The organism is Nostoc sp. MS1, assembly GCF_019976755.1.
In the GTDB taxonomy this organism is placed as follows: domain Bacteria; phylum Cyanobacteriota; class Cyanobacteriia; order Cyanobacteriales; family Nostocaceae; genus Trichormus.
This window is the reverse complement of sequence record NZ_AP023441.1, coordinates 2089292-2106519: the sequence shown is the minus strand read 5'-3', so window position 1 is coordinate 2106519 and position 17228 is coordinate 2089292. Positions and strand designations below refer to the sequence as shown.

Sequence of the window (17228 nt, the reverse complement as noted above, 5' to 3'; positions counted from 1 at the left end):
GGCTTTGTTAAGGCTGATTTTTCATAACACAAGTATCAAGTACCAACCACCCGGAACCGATGGTATCAAATAACGTACTTAACGAATTTAGAACTTGTACCCAACTCCAATATAACGGTCAGTTAAATATTACTAGTCCAAAAGGGCATCAATGGACTTTTTATTATCGGCTAGGTAGGATAGTTTGGGCTACAAGCGGAACTCATCCTTTTCGTCGTTGGCGCAGGCTGATGAATCAACATTGTCCTCAAATCGATGTTGAGAAAATGCAGCTACGTCAACAAGATATCTCAATGAATTATTGGGATTATCGTTTGTTGGAAATTCTGTATAAAAAACAGAAAATTCAACGAGAACAAGTTCATGCTGTTGTTGAAAACACCATAACTGAACTGTTGTTTGACCTAGCCCAGCAGAGTAATTTTATCTCTATTAGTTCCGATGCCTCTGGCACTACACTTCGTGTAGAACGCAATCAACAAGTTGTGCTGGAGACACCCATGAGTTTCACCAGCGCAGATGTATCGATGAAACAGATGCTAGACACTTGGAAATTGTGGTCAGAAGCTGGCTTGACCAATGTATTTCCAGACTTAGCACCGATAATTCGTAGACCAGAACAACTGCAAGAACATGTCAGTCCATCTGTTTACAAAAACTTCGTTACCCTAATTAATGGCAAATCTACACTGCGAGAACTAGCTGCCAAAATGAGGCAGAATGTTTTGCCAGTCTCCCGTTCTTTGCTTCCCTACGTCCTCAAAGGAATTATTGAATTGGTGGAACTACCCGACTTACCTCTCAATGTTGTAGAAAGTCCCGCTACCCCTACCCCTGCACAATCTAAAAAATCTAAGGCTCCCGTTATTGCTTGCGTGGATGATAGCCCTCAAGTCTGCAAGATGCTTGAGGATATTATTACTGCTAACGGTATGAAGTTTATCAAGATTCAGGACGCTATCCAAGCTCTACCAGTTCTGATCCAAGAGAAACCAGACCTAATCTTTCTTGATTTAGTCATGCCAGTTGCCAGTGGTTATGAAATTTGCACCCAGTTGCGGCGTATTTCTACTTTTGCCAACACACCAGTAGTCATCCTCACGGGAAATGATGGTCTTTTAGATCGAGTCCGTGCCAAGGTAGTCGGCTCTACAGATTTTCTCACTAAACCCGTAGCAGCAGATAGGGTAATGAGTATTATCCGTAAATATTTACCCGTACAAGCAGCGCCCACAATTAAAACTGGATCGCATTTGGAAGTATGTCATTAAAAAATGACCCTAATTAATAGACCTCTTGCATAAATACTTTGGTGTTGCTGAAAGTATTAGTGAAAGGCTCACGCATACCGCTTAAGCGGAACCCGCAGGGTAGGCGCAAAGGAGAACGCAAAAAAATAACTCTTGAAGTAATTTATTGTGATCGCTAAATTATTTGTGCAAGAGGCTTAGTGATGTAATCATATTTCTGACTGGTAATAACAACTTACTGAGCAAAATTAATTATCTTTAAATCTGGTACACAATTATTTGCAATTAACAAGTAAATTTCAGCTTATAAAATCTGAAGGATACGTATTTTTTCTGAGCCAGATTTAACCACAAAGTATCAAAATTATAACAAAATGTCAGCCAAGATTAACTCGGCTTAGGTGCATACTTGAATTTGGTAGATTAGCTGAAACGATTTTATAGGGAGTTTCCATGAGTACTGTTTTAGTTATTGAAGATGGCTTAACTGATCGCGAAGTATTAAGCCGTTATTTACAGCAAGCTGGCTATTCTGTCATTAGTGCTACTAGTAGCGAAGAAGCACAAGCAAAATTAGACAAAACCAAGCCAGATTTAATATTTCTTGATGTCATTTTACCAGGAAAAAGTGGATTTGAAATTTGTCGAGAATTGAAAAATAATCCTAATACTAGCAGCATTCCTGTTGTTTTTTGCTCAACCAAAAATAGTGATGTAGATAAAACTTGGGGAAATATGCTAGGTGCTGAAGCTTATCTTTCTAAGCCAATCAGTCAGGAAGAGCTAACCTTAACTCTTAAAAAGCTCTGTAAATAATGCCAATAATAAACAAATATTAAATAAATTAAAGGGTAAAAATTTGGAAAGTCAGCAAAAATTTTTAAGCTTTAATTTGGGAATCAAAGATACAGCAGTGATTTCTTTACAGAATATTACAGAAGTTTTACCAGTATCTTTGGTGGACATATGTGGCGTTCCCCAAATGCCAAGTTGCGTTTTAGGCGCGTATAATTGGCGCGGAGAAATGTTGTGGTTAGTCGATTTAGAAGAAATGTTAGGCTATCCGCCGTTATCACATAACACCAATTTTCTAGCAAAAATGATGGCAATTGTGCTGGAGGATGAGGGTAAGTATTTAGGAGTCTTAGTCCGGCAAATGATGGATATTGAGTTCCTAGATAATAGTCAAATGAAAGCACCATCTGCTGAATTATTCTCAGCATCAATTTCTTCTTTCTTGCAAGGATATTTTCTTAATAGTGATGAGAGAATGATGTTCAATTTAGATGCTAGTGCTATTATTCACTCTCCTTTATGGAATACACATAATTAATCTTAGCCAGATAATTTTAAGTTTTGGGTTTGAAGTTAATTCATCCCAAAATAAATTCCTGCCCAGCAGGGATATTTGCTAATAAGTATGTATCTGTAGCAGAAAATATTGGTTGATATTTTTATCTATCTGGCGACTGCTATAAATATAAATTTATCATTTATTGGCAACATTTCCACAGTTAATTAAAAATTTGAGGTTAATCAAATGACAATTGCATATCATCACAGTAATGAGAATGAGCAAAGCACTACAATTGCTCCATTAGAGAATCAAAATTTAGTTAATAATTATCAAAAAACAACATCAGAAAATAACGCGATCGCCCAAGAGGTAAAACTTTGGCGGCAGCAATTACAAGATATCATTACTCAGATGCGCCAAGTATCTGATTGGGATGCAGTGGTAAAAGTGACGGCTGCTAAAGTTAGAGAGAAAATATCTAGCGATCGCGTCTTAATTTATCAGTTCAATTCCCAGGAATCTGGAACTGTTGTGGCTGAATCTAGAAGCTTCGGTTGGACACCAACTCTGGGGGAAATTCTACCAGGAATTACCTTTGGTTTACAAACCAGTAAAGATTATGTAGAGCCAATCATAATTGATGATGTTGAACAAATTCAATTCACACCTTATCAAAAACAACTATTAGAGAAATTCCAAATTAAAGCAAGTTTGACTTTACCAATCGTTGTAGGTGGTAAAGTTTGGGGTTTACTGGTGGTTAATAGTTGTGTTAGCCAAAGACAATGGCAAGAAACAGAAATTACTCTCCTCACACAAATTAGTACAGAGTTAACTTATCGATTGCAGAGTTTTGAATTTCAACATCAATTAAAACTACAAAACCAAGCTAAACAATCGGTTTCTAAAGTTATCGATAAAATTTTACGAGTACACGACATCGATAAAATTTTCCAAACGACTACCCAAGAAATTCGTCAATTATTAAAATGCGATCGCGTGGGTGTATATCGCTTCAATCCTGACTGGAGTGGTCAATTTATCGCCGAATCTGTAGGTAATGGTTGGGTAAAAGTAGTCACTCCCGATTATAAAATGGTTTGGGAAGACACTCACTTACAAGAAACCAAGGGAGGACGTTACGCCAAAGGAGAGAGTTTTGTCGTTAACGATATTTATAAAGTAGGTCACTTCTCCTGCCATATAGAAATCTTAGAACAGTTTGATGTTAAAGCTTATATGATAGCTCCTGTATTTGCAGGAGAAGAATTATGGGGCTTACTCGCAGCTTATCAAAACTCTGGCTCCCGTGAATGGCAAGAGTGGGAAATTAGCTTTTTAACTCAAGTTGGTTTGCAATTTGGTGTAGCTATTTCCCATGCAGAATATTTAGAACAATTACGCTTGCAATCTGAACAACTCATGCAGATTGCTGAACAAGAAAAAATCTTTACCAAGATAGTTAACCGTATTCGCCAAGCTACAGATGTAGATAGTATTTTTAAAACTACAACTCAAGAAGTCCGCCAATCATTAAGATGCGATCGCGTGGCTGTTTACCGCTTTAGTCCTGACTGGGGTGGCGAGTTTGTGGCTGAGTCAGTGGGTAGTGGTTGGACAAAATTGGTAGGCCCCGATATTAAAACCGTTTTGGATGATACCTATCTGCAAGAAACAAAAGGTGGTCGTTACGTCAGAGGTGAAAACTTTGTTGTTAACGATATTTATACAATTGGTTTAGCACCCTGCCACATCGAAATATTAGAACAGTTTGAAGCTAGAGCTTACATTATTGTGCCTATCTTTTTCGGTGAAAAACTATGGGGCTTGTTGGCAGCATATCAAAACTCTGGTTCCCGTGAATGGCAACCTTGGGAAGTCAACTTCTTAAATCAGATTGCTTCACAATTTAGCCTAGCCAAAGCTCAGTTAGATTATATAGAACAGGTGAGAGTCAAATCTGAGAAAATTGCTCAGATAGCTGAATTGGAAAAAGCCTTCACAAAGCTAGTTAACCGCATCCGCCAAGCTGTAGATTTGGATGAGATTTTCAAAATCACTACCCTAGAAGTACGACAATTATTAAGAAGCGATCGCGTAGCTGTTTATCGCTTCAATCCTGATTGGAGTGGCGAATTTATTGCCGAATCTGCGGGTGGTGGTTGGGTGAAACTTGTAGGCCCAGATATCAGGACTGTTTGGGAAGACACCCACCTCCAAGAAACTCAAGGTGGTAGATATGCTAAAGGCGAAAACTTTGTTGTTAATGATATCTATAAAGTAGGACATTCTCCCTGTCATGTAGAAATCTTAGAACAGTTTGAAGTTAAAGCTTATGTAATTGTGCCTATCTTCTTTGGCGAAGAATTATGGGGATTACTCGCAGCCTATCAAAACTCCAGTCCTCGTGAATGGGAAGAATCACAAGTCACCCTCTTAGCCAGAATTGGCGACCAATTAGGGTTAGCATTACAACAAACTGAATATCTACAAAAACTGCAAGCCCAATCAGCACAGTTAGCCGAAGCCGCAGAACGGGAAAAAGCAGCCAAGGAGTTACTGCAACAACGTTCTATTCAACTATTATTAGCTGTACGTCCAGCTTTGAATGGTGATTTAACAGTCCGCGCCCCCATCACCGAGGACGAACTAGGCACAATTGCCGACGCTTACAATAACACCTTGCAAGCCTTACGCCAACTTGTCCTACAAATGCAAACAGCTTCGCAACAAGTGGCGCAAACCTCCGTTGAAAGTAATTCTTCCCTCGCCGGCTTAAATAACTTAGCGAAACAACAGTCAGACGAAATCAATATCGCTTTAGGCGAAATTCAACGAATGCTAGACTCTACCCAAGCTGTAGTATCTAGCGCCGAATTGGTACAGGTAGCAGTGCAACAAGCCAACCGAACTGTAGAATCTGGCGATGCGGCGATGAACTTAACTGTACAAGCCATCCAAGCAATACGCGAAACCGTTGCCCAAACCAGTAAAAAGATTAAGCGTCTGAGTGAATCTTCACAGAAAATCTCTAAAGTGGTGAACTTGATTAGTAGTTTCGCCACTCAAACCAACGTCCTAGCTTTGAACGCCGCCATTGAAGCGACTCGCGCAGGTGAATATGGTAAAGGCTTCGCAGTAGTAGCCGATGAAGTCCGTTCCTTGTCTCGCCAGTCAGCCGCCGCCACCATCGAAATCGAAAAATTAGTCCAAGAGATTCAGGAGGAAACAGGAGAAGTAGCAGTGGCGATGGAAGCCGGGATTCAGCAGGTAGTGGAAGGAACGAACTTCGTCAGTGAAACCAGACAAAACTTAAATGCGATCGTTTCTGCAACTGCCGAAATTAGTCAATTAATTCAACGAATTACCGATGCTACGCAAAAACAAATGGGGCAATCTGTATTAGTAACAAATTCAATGAACGATGTAGCAGAAATTGCCAACAAAACTTTTGCTGAATCACAAGATATTGCTACTGTCTTCCAAGATTTATCAGGAATGGCACATGATTTGTTAGCTGCTGCTGGTAAGTTCAAAGTGAATTAATAGCGAGGAATTAGGGAGTAGGGAGCAAAAGGCAGATAAAACTCCTTCCTCGCCACTCCCCACTCACCACTCACCACTCCCCATTCTCAGAATTATGATTACTGATACTGAAATTCGTGAACAAGGCTATATCTATTTTTTAGCAGAAGCCCCAGAGTTAATTCAAACTATCGAGCAAGAATTATTTAGTCTTGTAGAAAGTCATAGCACGGTTAAAGTGCATAACTTAATGCGAGCTACCCATACAATTAAGGGCGGTGCGGCTACTGTTGGGCTAAAAACAATTCAAATGATCGCCCATTCTTTAGAAGATGTATTTAAGGCTTTATATAATCCGAATATAAATATAGATGGTGATTTACAAACACTCTTATTTGCAGCATATGAATGCTTGCATCTGGCATTAACTGCGGAATTAAATGGTAATATTATCAACGAAGAAGAAATATTACAAAGGGCTTCTACGATATTTGCGAAACTACAAGAAAAATTAGGTGATGATTTTGGCAATGATGCTCATATACCTACATCTGAAGAATTAGGATTTGATATTGTTAAATCTATTTTTGAAGCAGGTGTCAAGGAACGTTTAGAAAGTATATCAGAAGCTCTTAAGAATATAAAAGATAATACACAATTAGTAGATTTTTTAACTGCTCAAGCGGAAGTATTTATTGGCTTGGCTGAGTCTTTAAATTTGCCTGGTTTTGGAGAAATTGCCCAAACAACTTTAACAGCTTTGCAAGCCAACCCTAACCAAGCACGGCAAATTACTGAGGCTGCTTATGCAGATTTTTTACAAGCACAGCAAGATATTTTAGCAGGCGATCGCACTCATGGCGGTAAGGCTTCTACCGCTTTAAAGCAACTAGCTTTACCTGCTACAGAACAGCTATCTAAAGTATCAAACTCGCAATTTTTAGCTAATCAAGAACAATTCTACCAGTTTTTAACCACAGCAGGAACTAATAAAGATGAGTGTATTAAACCAACAACTGCCAAATTATATTTAAAGGTAGTTCATTATATTTTTGGCTGGTTTAACCACGAAATAGGTGTACCAGAGTCATCATTAACTTGGGATTTACTACTGATAAATCATGAGTTTGCTAGTTCATCTGAATATATTGAAGCTTGGGTACATAACTTTTTACAATTTGTCCGTAATAAAGGTGATAGCAACAATGTTTGTCTTTATCGCCAAGGTATTGTTTTAATCATTCTGTTAGCAGTTGTCAAATTTCAATATTCAATTACAAAAGCTGCCAACAATATTTTAATTATCAAAGATTTACACAATAAAATTGGTTCGGTAGCTAGAGAATATAAGCAGCATCCGCCTGTTACAGCCAATGAGAAAAATTGGATTGAGAACCCTAAATTACAAAAACTACTTGTTTTTAAAGAAATATTAACTTCGGCATCTAACACCAATGAGATTTTGTTAGAAGCAATCTGGGGAGGAGATGCTAATGAAGATGAGACGCAAGTTGAACAGCAAGTAGAACCTAATGAAGTTGCCGAATCATCAACATCTTTAGTAGTGAGTCAACCATCAACTACAGACATTACAGAAATATCTGGTGATGGGGTTAATGAACAAATAATTAAAAACTCACAAATCAGAAAGAATCATAAAGCCGCATCTGTGCGGGTGGATGTCGAAGGATTAGAACGCATTAACTATTTAGCAAGTGAATTACTCATTCATCAAAAGAGGCGCACGTTAAATGATGAACAAATCCGGGAAATTATTGAGCAGTTATTATTGCGACTAAGCAAGCATCAAGAAACATTAAATCAACTCCGAGATTTACCACTACAAAGACAAATAGCAGCACAATACAAACAAAGCTTTGCCTCGGTTGATTTTGATCCATTAGAAATGGATGCTTATACAGAATTTCATTTAACTTTACACGAAGCGCTAGAAGAAACATCACAACTACAAGAAGCTACAGAATCGATTGATTTACTTCTCAAGCAAGCTAATCAACTTAGCGATAAAAAGCAAAGTTTAGCTTTCAGTTTGATAGATAACCTAGTGGAAGTGAGAATGTTACCTTTAGAAAGCATTCTCAGCCGCTTCCCGCAGATGGTAAAAAATCTGAATGCTGTTTACCACAAACAAGTAGACTTAAGATTTAACGGTACAGAGGTACTAATAGATAAAGCGATCGCCGAAAAGCTATACGATCCCTTATTACACCTAATACGCAATGCTTTTGATCATGGTATTGAACCACCACACATTCGCCGTGAACGTGGTAAACCAGAACAAGGCGTAATTGAAATCTGCGCTTACCGTCAAAGTAGCCAAACAATTATAGAAGTCCAGGATGATGGGCAAGGATTAAAGTTAGATAGCATTCGCAAAAAAGCGGTTGAACTAAATTTAATCCCATCCCAGGAAGAATCTAAAGGATATTTAGCACAAATCAATGATTCTGAACTTTTGGAGTTCATGTTTTCACCTGGTTTTAGCACTGCGGAAAAAGTCAGTGAATTGTCTGGACGTGGGATGGGTTTAGATATTGTCCGTTCTCAACTGCAAGCACTTAATGGCTCAATTGCTGTACAAACTTTGCCCAATCAAGGCACAAAATTTATTCTTAAAATACCCTTTTCTATGACTACCGATCAATTAATGCTGGTGCAAGCTGGAGGTGTTATCTATGCTCTACTATTGGATAGCATTGAGAAAATAGTTATTCCTACAGCACAACAAATTAAAGAATTTGAAGGCAAACGAGTCTTACATTGGGATACCGGGAATGAAGATACAATGGTGAGTTTGTATCACCTTTCAGAGTTGATGGCTTACAATGGTAGTTTATTTAATAATTTGAGTGTAAATAATTTACTACCTGAGCATCATACAGAAGCAATGAATCATCCTGTATTAATGCTAAGGCGGAATCAAGGTACTTTTGCTTTACAAGTTGACCAAATTATTGGTGAACAAGAATTAGTAATTAGACCTTTAGGGAATGCGATCGCACCTCCTAAATACGTTTATGGTTGTAGTAGTTTAGCTAATGGCAACCTCATGTTAGTGATTGATGGTGCTTTACTGTTAGAGTCGGTAGAGATGGAAGCCACATTAGATACTTCTGTCTTGCCAAAAGCTGATTCTGGCAATCAACAAACCTTATCAGCATCAGAACCAAGCCCATCACTACCTTTATTATCAGCTTCCGTTCCCAAAAATAATCAAGTAATTTTAGTAGTGGATGATGCCATTAGTTTACGGCAAACTCTATCCCTGACTCTGCAAAAAGCTGGTTATCAAGTCATACAAGCCCAAAACGGTGTTGAAGCTTTAGAACAATTACAACGCCACCCAGAAATTCAACTCGTAGTTTCTGATTTAGAAATGCCACGGATGAATGGGTTTGAGTTCTTAACTCATGTTCAACAAAACCCCAAATACATCAAAATTCCCGTCATCATTCTCACCTCCCGCAGTGCCGAAAAGCATCGCCAACTTGCTCAAGAATTAGGTGCAAAAGCTTATATATCCAAACCTTATCTAGAGCATGATTTGATTGCAATTGTGGAAAATTTAATTAATTCAGCAAAGGCAGATTTGAATCGATTACTTACAGTTTGAAGAAGTGAGGAGTGGGGAAGATGAGGGAGAAAAACTGTCAACTGTCAACTAACTACTTCTCCCTTGGTGGTGTTGCAATACCTTGCTTCAGTAAATTTGCTTCCAGTTCTTTAATAAATTTCAAATCTTCTGGTAACAGATTTTGATTGTCGTTATGCGCGTTCTTATCTAGAAAACTAAATGCTTGACGGAATTGTTCTGGAGTGCAAGCAAATGGTGCATCAAAGTGACAAGCAATAATTTGTTGAAAATTCCATTTTGCTACTGTCTCAGCCCAGTTCAGGACTTGTTTTGGGGCTTGAGGCAGAATGAGAACTTGTAAAATGGGAGCAACAAATGGTCGTCCATTGGCAGATAAGGCTGTAAATGATTGTTGCCAATTTTCTTGCCAGCGAAAGGGGAAAAAACCGAAGTATGCTTTTGGGGAATGATCTGGTGCTTTGAGTGCGTCGCGCCACATCTCCCCTAACCCTGTTAATCCCAAGGCATTGGGACGAAAGTAAATAGCAAATAGGGCGATACGCTGCCATCCTTGGCGACGATTAGCTGGGGTATCTTCGATGGGTTGGAGGGCATTATCCCTGGCGTGAAATAATAGGGGATAAGGTTCTAACTGTAAAATTTCTGGTGGTTCTGCTGATATAGATAATATGGAATCAGTTACAAGTAGAGTGTGCGATCGCTTATGTAAAAATGCCACCTCGACAAAAGAACCCCGTCCCAGATTAATATCTAATACTGCATAATCAAACTCATCCGCGAAGGGAGTTTGACGAGAATCTTCTGGTAAAACTTGAGTACGTTTTTGTGGAAACCCTAACCAACTCAGGGGCAAATTAAACGGAAAACTCCACTGATGCGGAGCCACAAACACCTGTGCTTGGGGAAACTTTCTTGCAAAGGGGCCAACAAATATTTTATGCTCAAGTCCAGAACTGGTAGGCAGAACTATATACTTAACTTCGCCGTGCTTGGCGACTAACTCATTTACCAATCGTACACACTCCTTAGTAGGAGCAACGGGTGCATAAACCAGCAATCCACCAGCATTCAGCTTAATTACCGACATCCTAATCGGCACTACCGTATATAGAACCCCTTGAACTTGGTCGAATGTCCAGATAGTATCTTTAACTATCTCCCGGCAAACTGTGCGCCTTCTCCCATACGGATAAAGCGGTAAAGCCGGCCAAAACGGCCAAGCCCAATCTTGAGGACGATGATTGTGTGAGTGTGGTTGTAAGTTCATCATTATTGCCCACTGCAAGCTGCTGATCAATTTCTAGCATTAGGAAGGTTGAGTGAGCATAGTGCTTCCCTTAATATTAAGAGAGATTTGGCTAGGGTGAGTGGGGGGAGATGGGGAAGTGAGGGAGAATAACTATGGACTAATGACTAATGACTAATGACTAAATCACTATGAACCAAACTGCTTTTAATTTAGTTGCAATATCTGTCTTTGTTATGACTTTATCGGCTCTATTGGGGCCGTTAATTAATTTATCACCGACAATTCCAGCACTTGCTACCTTTACAATTTTGGGTGTAGCCACTTTTGATAGTTTCAGCTTGCAAGGTAAGGGCGGTACTATCTTTATAGATTGGGTTGCGGGTTTTTCACCGCAATACCGCGATCGCATTATTCACCACGAAGCTGGACACTTTCTTGTAGCTCACTTGTTGGGGATTCCCGTTACAGGTTACACTCTCAGCGCCTGGGAGGCTTGGAGACAAGGACAAGCCGGGCAAGGTAGTATTTCTTTGAATGATACTGAATTAGGCTCTCAGTTAGAACAAGGCAAAATCAGCCATCAAACGCTGGAACGCTACTGTACTATTTTGATGGCAGGAATTGCTGCGGAAACTTTAGTTTTTGAGCGTATTGAAGGTGGGAATGATGATAGAAGGAAACTAGCAAATGTTTTCAGACTTTTGGGTTTTTCTGAGTCCCTTTGTCAGCAAAAACAACGGTTCCACATTCTCCAAGCGAAAACCTTAATTCAAGACAACTGGTTGAGTTACCAAGCCTTAACCCAAGCCATACGCCAAAGGGCAACAATCGCTGATTGCCAAAAAGCGATCGCCGATGCTCAAATGGAAACAGAGAGTAAGGTTGCTTAGGTTTAGCAGTAATATATTTTACTCACCATTTCCCTTTACTCTTTCCCGTGCCAAGCTATCTATTGCATCACCCAAAGCTGTGGTAAGGCTTTTACGGCTTTGGGCGTGGTTTTCTTGTTCAGTTTTCAACGCTTGGCGTAAGCGATCGCGTTCTTTAATCACATCAACCAGTTTAGCTTTCAATTCTTCTACACTACGTATTTGTGACAATTCTTGCTGCACACCCACGCTAGTTTTAGCATCAGGTAAGGTTTGTCCATCAATCCCCTTGAGTTGCTGAATTTCGGTTTTGAGAGATGCGATCGTTTGACGAAAAAAGTCTGCATCTGTGCGACGTTGTTCTGCTTCTGTGTTATATAGTTTGCGCCACTTCTCAGCACTTTCCCAAGCAGCATCACGTTCTTGTTGCTGTTCGATTAACTGTTGCTTGAGTGTTTGGATTTCCGTTAACCACTGTTGGGTTAAGTGTTGACCAACTTCAATATTTTCTGGCATTTATTTACTTATTTCCTCTACTGTTGAATTATACAAAGTCAACTATTCTTTAATAGCCAGTTTTAGTTAATTGGCTAATGAAATAAACAAAGTATAACTTCTTCTCCATATAAAGCAATCGCATATTTATCTACAATCTTGACAACTTTTAATTATGTATACTATAGTTAGCATCTTAACTATTAAACTTGTCTAACTGAATGATCATGAATAAGCCGATAAACTCACCTTTTCGCTATGCTGGCGGAAAATTTTATGCACGTAGTCTGATACTTAAACATATACCTTTTCACTCATACTATGTAGAACCTTTTGCTGGAGGAGGTTCTATCTTCTTTGCAAAAGAGAAGGTAAATAAAAATTGGTTAAATGATATTGATGTGGCGCTCATAAATACATATTTAATCATTAGAGATACACCAGACAAGCTAATTCAATATTTAAGTGGGGAGAAAGCAACTAAAGAAAGGCATTCATATTATAAAAATGATTTTAAACCGCAAAATAAATTGGAAGAAGCAGCACGTTGGTTTTATCTCAATAGAACATCTTACTCAGGTATAATGAAGCCGCAAAACTGCTATTGGGGTTATGGTGACAAGTACAGTATGCGTCCAGAAAACTGGCCTAGAAATATCCTACGAACTTCAGAAAAGCTTCAGAATGTTGAGATTACCTGCTTTGATTTTGAAAAAGTGATATCAACCGTACCTGATAACACTTTTTTATTTATTGATCCTCCTTATTTTAATGCAGACCAAGATAAGTTTTACACACACTCCTTTTCAATAGATGATCACTATAGGCTCTGTAGTATACTCAAAAAACATAATGATAGAATTAAATTCCTTCTAACTTACGATAACAGTACTGAAGTTAGAGATTTATATGAATGGGCAATAGAAATACATGATAAGGAATGGAACTATACAATAAATAGAACAGATGATCAAAAAAAAGGTCAGAAAAAAGAGGACAATTTTAAAGGAGAACGCTATAAAGGTAAGGAGATTTTCATATTAAACTATGACTCTAATGCTGAATTATCTCAAGAGCCAAAGCAACTAGTAATAAGTTTTTAAATTCTCTCTAAAAGACTTTCAAAAAAAGGAAGACATTTCTCTATCTCTACCCAACCATTTTGAGGGCTAGGAATAATCTCTGATGGTAATTCTTCCATATTTCCATAATTAATGATCGGATAATTAGGAATAAAACCACAACTATGCTTATCTATACAAGCTTGTTTGTTACATATTACTCCGCTATCGTTAGCTACTGTAATATCTAATGAACAAGCAAGGTATACTTTGTTGTACACAAATTCTTGTAAAAATTCTTCATCATTGGCAGAAGGTTTGAGTCTTTGTATAAACTGCATACCTTTTTCACTAGGTTCAAACTTGTACATTAGATTACCATCGTTGTCTTCTAATGTTTCATAAAACGCATTTCCTATAGAAGTTGCAACTACATCAAAGCTTGTTGCTCTATATTGATCGCTATGAGCAAGAAACATTTCAGGACTTACCCCAAGCTTTTTTGACATTGAGTTAACTTTTTCGGGTGTTTTAGTTGTACGCGATCGCATACACTTAACCTTGATTAAATAATCGCCTTTTTTATAAAATCCAGTTTTTGAGCTTTTAGCGACATTAAACATTCCTTTCCCAGCTAATTTACATTCTACTGATATAATTTTTCCTGTTCTATTATGCCTAACCATAATATCAATATCGTGGGTTCCAGTCTGTGCATTAATTACAGGTTTAGTCACAGTCCAATCTTCAGCAGGTAAAAGTTGTACCAACTTAGAGTGCAGGGAAAACTCAAATGCTTTCCCACGAATCATAGGAGCGACCTTTAAATCAGTGACTATTTTATATAAATCACTAGTTGATATATTTAAAGAGCGACAATATTGACGAATTTCATTAATCCATTTCTCTTCCTCAGAAATATTCACTATTCGCTAACTCCTTTTAATAAATCCTCAATACTAATTGCTAAAGCTATAGCAATTTTTCCAATATTAATTAAGGTAATGTTCTTTTCAGCTCTTTCAATCATGCCTATATAAGTTCTGTGAAGACCTGCTTTTTCCGCTAATTCTTCCTGAGAGAGACCCATTTTTAATCTTTCCTCTCTTACTCTTTGACCAAATTTTTTTAATATTTCCGTTTTCATATAAATTTGATCAAGACATAACTAAACATAGTAGTAAACGGCTGCATACTAAAGTTCTACATACTATAGTTAGCATTAGTGTCAAACTTATCAGAAATTAACCAGTGTTACGGTAGATGCGATCGCGGCAATAAATCTGGCAAATTAGAGTAAATCCTTTGCCATCACTCAAATTATGCCGTTGCCTCGTTTTGTTCGCTTCTTTCGTCATGTCAATTGGCGTACACTCCAGAAAACTTATATTAGGACAACTGAAAGACGACTTTTGGGACTGGCCTCAGAAATTGCCTTTAACGCGATGTTATCTTTATTTCCGGCAATTCTTACAGTACTTACAGCCATTGGTTTATTTGCAGACTCCTTACAGGAAACATTCAAGCAAATGGCAGGACAATTAAGCCAAGTTGTACCAGAGGAAGCGATGGGATTGATTAGGGATTTTGCTAGTCAAGAAATTGCCCATTCTCAAAATAGCGGCTTATTTTCGTTAAGTTTTGTCATTGCCCTTTGGACAGCTTCTGGTGCAATCAATACTGCAATGACAGCCTTTGATCAAATTCATCAAATCCCTCAAGATAAAATACGCCCATTTTGGAAAGCCAGACTTGTCTCTTTAGGATTAACGATAGGTACTATTTTACTTTTGGTACTGGCTTCTTTTTTGGTGTTTATTAGTGACTTCTTGTTAGCAATTGTGGTGAATGAAAATAATTCTTTAATATTCTTGTTGCACCTTTGGCAATTACTGCGTTGGCCTTTAGCTTTAGGAATTATGGCTATAGCATTTAGTTTTATTTATCGTTACGGCCCTAGTGTTTGGAATCAAGGCACACCAATTATGCCAGGAGCAATAATTGCAGCCGTTTTCTGGGCAATTTTATCTGGTTTATTTCGCTTGTATGTAGCAAACTTTGGTAACTATAACAAAGTTTACGGTGCTGTAGGGACAGTGATAGTGTTGATGCTGTGGCTGTGGATGAGTTCTGCTGTTTTATTAATAGGCGACCAATTAAATGTGACTGTGGGTCAAGATATGCAGGCGAAAAAACCCCGTAACTTTGTACAAGAGGTTCATTAATAAGTATAGTTACGACTGTGAAAAATCACCAAATAGCTGTAAGATATTGAGCAATTTTATTTCTAAAAACGAGCGATCGCCTGAATGCCTGAATCTTCTCCTAAATTCTCTTATATTGACACTAATACTCAAGCAGCCACTATAAAACGCCTACGTCAAGTAAGCCGCTTGTTAGATACAGTAATCAAAATTCCCGGTACACCGATAGCTATGGGTTTAGACCCAATCATAGGAATTATACCTATTGGTGGCGACGCTTTAGGTTTAATTCTTTCTTGCTACATAGTCTTTGAAGCTTCGCGGCTGGGTGTGCCTAAAAATATATTGAACCGCATGATAGTCAATATCATTATTGACAGTTTGATAGGCAGTTTCCCCATCATCGGCGACCTGTTTGACTTTGCCTGGACAGCGAATCACTACAACATTAAGCTAATAGAAAAGTACTTAAATGGGAATTAGTTATTAGTTATTAGTCATTAGTCATTAGTCCATAGTCAAAATTTATTCTCCCCTGCTCTTCTGCTCCCCCACTTCCGGTTGGTGAGCGAAGTCGAACCAACTCTCCCCACTTCCCATATTTCTGCTGTAGAATGCCTTAACGAGTGTTGAGATCACTCTTTAAGCAAAGACATGAAAGATTGGTGGCAAGAAACTTTCCCCAAAGGGCGGCAAAGTCTGATAATTAGTGATGTTCATGGATATCCTGTACAAATTGCATACGGTGAAAAAGGTACAGGTAGACCATTATTTCTATTACACGGTATGGGTAGTTGGAGCTATAATTGGCGTTACAGTGTCGCTCCATTATCTAAGTATTTTCGAGTTATTTGTGTAGATGCTAAAGGCTTCGGTTTTTCTGATAAACCTTGTTTCCGTCGAGAGAAAAGTGGGCATCAAGTTATTGAATTAGAGCGCATAATTCAAGAGTTATGTGATGAACCAGCAGTAATTGTGGCTGAATCGTTAGGTGGATTAGTGGCTCTTGCCTTAGCACAAAAAAGCCCTGAATTAGTTGGGCGTTTAGTAGTAATTAATGCGCCAATTTTTGCAGAACAATTACCACATTGGGCAATGTCGATATTGTCTCAAATTCCTATTGAATTATTGCAAACAATAGACTCCTTACGTCTAGCTTATTTATTTGCGCCATTAGTTAAGGAAATCATGGCAATAGAAAGGCGTAAAGTATTATTTGATCCATCAATCTTAACTCAAGAGGATGTTTACTGGATTACTTATCCCTTTGTTGAGATTCCTGGTACTTTGGTAAAAGTTGCTGAGGAATTACAAATAGCAGCCAAAGAAATTGAGAATTGGCAAGCAAATAAACCTAATATGCTAACTCAGATTCAGAAAAATTTGAGTTCTATTGAGTCACCTACACTAATTTTATGGGGTGATAAAGATAGTTGGTTTCCGGTGAGTCATGGGGAGAAATTGCATCAACACTTACCTAACTCTCAATTTCAAATTTTAGAAAACTGCTATCATGATGCTTCTACTGGTTCAGCTAAAGTGGTAAACCAAGCAATTTTGAAATTTTTGCAACAGACTAATTTTGTGTGAAAAAGCAGTACAGGAACTAGAGGCACTATATCAGTATTGCTTTGGTACTAAAATAGTATCAAATCAGAATTA

Annotated in this window: 14 protein-coding genes; 10 read left to right on the top strand and 4 right to left on the bottom strand. The window is 38.2% G+C overall.

The genetic code is table 11. From position 1 onward, the window contains the following. Nucleotides 1-59 precede the first annotated feature (59 nt). From NSMS1_RS09170 to NSMS1_RS09150, 5 genes are all read left to right on the top strand, one after another. Complete coding sequence (locus tag NSMS1_RS09170) at nucleotides 60-1271, top strand: response regulator (RefSeq protein WP_224092667.1); 1212 nt, start codon at nucleotides 60-62, stop codon at nucleotides 1269-1271. A gap of 432 nt (nucleotides 1272-1703) precedes the next feature. Then, the gene (locus NSMS1_RS09165) at nucleotides 1704-2066 is read left to right on the top strand and encodes a response regulator transcription factor (RefSeq protein ID WP_224092666.1); all 363 of its coding nucleotides are present in this window, start codon (nucleotides 1704-1706) and stop codon (nucleotides 2064-2066) included. 43 nt (nucleotides 2067-2109) lie between these two features. Continuing rightward, nucleotides 2110-2583, top strand: coding sequence for a chemotaxis protein CheW (locus NSMS1_RS09160; RefSeq protein ID WP_224092665.1), 474 nt, complete (start codon nucleotides 2110-2112; stop codon nucleotides 2581-2583). 207 nt (nucleotides 2584-2790) lie between these two features. Further along, entirely contained in the window at nucleotides 2791-6093 is a 3303-nt protein-coding gene (locus NSMS1_RS09155) for a GAF domain-containing protein (protein WP_224092663.1), read from the top strand. A 94-nt stretch (nucleotides 6094-6187) separates the two neighbouring features. After that, the gene (locus tag NSMS1_RS09150; protein ID WP_224092662.1) at nucleotides 6188-9706 is read left to right on the top strand and encodes a hybrid sensor histidine kinase/response regulator; all 3519 of its coding nucleotides are present in this window, start codon (nucleotides 6188-6190) and stop codon (nucleotides 9704-9706) included. Between the two features lie 52 nt (nucleotides 9707-9758). Here NSMS1_RS09150 and NSMS1_RS09145 read toward each other — a convergent pair whose 3' ends face one another. Continuing rightward, entirely contained in the window at nucleotides 9759-10955 is a 1197-nt protein-coding gene (locus NSMS1_RS09145; protein ID WP_224095178.1) for a DUF4336 domain-containing protein, read from the bottom strand. Nucleotides 10956-11125: 170 nt separating this feature from the next. Here NSMS1_RS09145 and NSMS1_RS09140 point away from each other — a divergent pair, with 170 nt between their 5' ends. Further along, nucleotides 11126-11827: an ATP-dependent Zn protease gene (locus NSMS1_RS09140; protein ID WP_224092661.1), complete on the top strand. Its 702-nt coding sequence runs from the start codon at nucleotides 11126-11128 to the stop codon at nucleotides 11825-11827. 18 nt (nucleotides 11828-11845) lie between these two features. Here the strand turns inward: NSMS1_RS09140 and NSMS1_RS09135 are convergent, their stop codons facing one another. Further along, nucleotides 11846-12322: a hypothetical protein gene (locus tag NSMS1_RS09135; RefSeq protein WP_224092660.1), complete on the bottom strand. Its 477-nt coding sequence runs from the start codon at nucleotides 12320-12322 to the stop codon at nucleotides 11846-11848. 206 nt (nucleotides 12323-12528) lie between these two features. On the opposite strand from NSMS1_RS09135, the gene NSMS1_RS09130 reads away from it, so the two are divergent. After that, entirely contained in the window at nucleotides 12529-13404 is an 876-nt protein-coding gene (locus tag NSMS1_RS09130) for a DNA adenine methylase (protein WP_224092659.1), read from the top strand. Here NSMS1_RS09130 and NSMS1_RS09125 read toward each other — a convergent pair. Together NSMS1_RS09125 and NSMS1_RS09120 are read right to left on the bottom strand one after the other, a co-directional pair. Next, nucleotides 13401-14288, bottom strand: coding sequence for a hypothetical protein (locus NSMS1_RS09125; protein ID WP_224092658.1), 888 nt, complete (start codon nucleotides 14286-14288; stop codon nucleotides 13401-13403). The two genes, NSMS1_RS09130 and NSMS1_RS09125, sit on opposite strands and share 4 nt — an antisense overlap. Further along, nucleotides 14288-14509, bottom strand: coding sequence for a helix-turn-helix domain-containing protein (locus tag NSMS1_RS09120; protein ID WP_224092657.1), 222 nt, complete (start codon nucleotides 14507-14509; stop codon nucleotides 14288-14290). Before NSMS1_RS09120 ends, NSMS1_RS09125 begins: the two co-directional genes overlap by 1 nt. Nucleotides 14510-14684: 175 nt before the next feature. Between NSMS1_RS09120 and NSMS1_RS09115 the strand changes: the two genes are divergently transcribed. The 3 genes from NSMS1_RS09115 to NSMS1_RS09105 all read left to right on the top strand — a co-directional run bounded on the left by NSMS1_RS09115 (nucleotide 14685) and on the right by NSMS1_RS09105 (nucleotide 17156). Then, nucleotides 14685-15587, top strand: a complete 903-nt coding sequence (locus NSMS1_RS09115; protein ID WP_224092655.1) for a YihY/virulence factor BrkB family protein — start codon at nucleotides 14685-14687, stop codon at nucleotides 15585-15587. An 84-nt stretch (nucleotides 15588-15671) separates the two neighbouring features. After that, complete coding sequence (locus NSMS1_RS09110; protein WP_224092654.1) at nucleotides 15672-16049, top strand: DUF4112 domain-containing protein; 378 nt, start codon at nucleotides 15672-15674, stop codon at nucleotides 16047-16049. Nucleotides 16050-16220: 171 nt separating this feature from the next. Then, complete coding sequence (locus tag NSMS1_RS09105; protein ID WP_224092653.1) at nucleotides 16221-17156, top strand: alpha/beta fold hydrolase; 936 nt, start codon at nucleotides 16221-16223, stop codon at nucleotides 17154-17156. Nucleotides 17157-17228 lie beyond the last annotated feature (72 nt).

What these genes read in the sequence shown, in the direction of transcription:
- NSMS1_RS09170 (WP_224092667.1), top strand. Translation starts at nt 60, where the DNA reads ATGGTATCAAATAACGTACTTAACGAATTTAGAACTTGTACCCAACTC.
- NSMS1_RS09145 (WP_224095178.1), bottom strand. Translation starts at nt 10,955, where the DNA reads ATGAACTTACAACCACACTCACACAATCATCGTCCTCAAGATTGGGCT.
- NSMS1_RS09115 (WP_224092655.1), top strand. Translation starts at nt 14,685, where the DNA reads ATGCCGTTGCCTCGTTTTGTTCGCTTCTTTCGTCATGTCAATTGGCGT.
- NSMS1_RS09155 (WP_224092663.1), top strand. Translation starts at nt 2,791, where the DNA reads ATGACAATTGCATATCATCACAGTAATGAGAATGAGCAAAGCACTACA.
- NSMS1_RS09105 (WP_224092653.1), top strand. Translation starts at nt 16,221, where the DNA reads ATGAAAGATTGGTGGCAAGAAACTTTCCCCAAAGGGCGGCAAAGTCTG.
- NSMS1_RS09150 (WP_224092662.1), top strand. Translation starts at nt 6,188, where the DNA reads ATGATTACTGATACTGAAATTCGTGAACAAGGCTATATCTATTTTTTA.
- NSMS1_RS09135 (WP_224092660.1), bottom strand. Translation starts at nt 12,322, where the DNA reads ATGCCAGAAAATATTGAAGTTGGTCAACACTTAACCCAACAGTGGTTA.
- NSMS1_RS09130 (WP_224092659.1), top strand. Translation starts at nt 12,529, where the DNA reads ATGAATAAGCCGATAAACTCACCTTTTCGCTATGCTGGCGGAAAATTT.
- NSMS1_RS09140 (WP_224092661.1), top strand. Translation starts at nt 11,126, where the DNA reads ATGAACCAAACTGCTTTTAATTTAGTTGCAATATCTGTCTTTGTTATG.
- NSMS1_RS09165 (WP_224092666.1), top strand. Translation starts at nt 1,704, where the DNA reads ATGAGTACTGTTTTAGTTATTGAAGATGGCTTAACTGATCGCGAAGTA.
- NSMS1_RS09110 (WP_224092654.1), top strand. Translation starts at nt 15,672, where the DNA reads ATGCCTGAATCTTCTCCTAAATTCTCTTATATTGACACTAATACTCAA.
- NSMS1_RS09120 (WP_224092657.1), bottom strand. Translation starts at nt 14,509, where the DNA reads ATGAAAACGGAAATATTAAAAAAATTTGGTCAAAGAGTAAGAGAGGAA.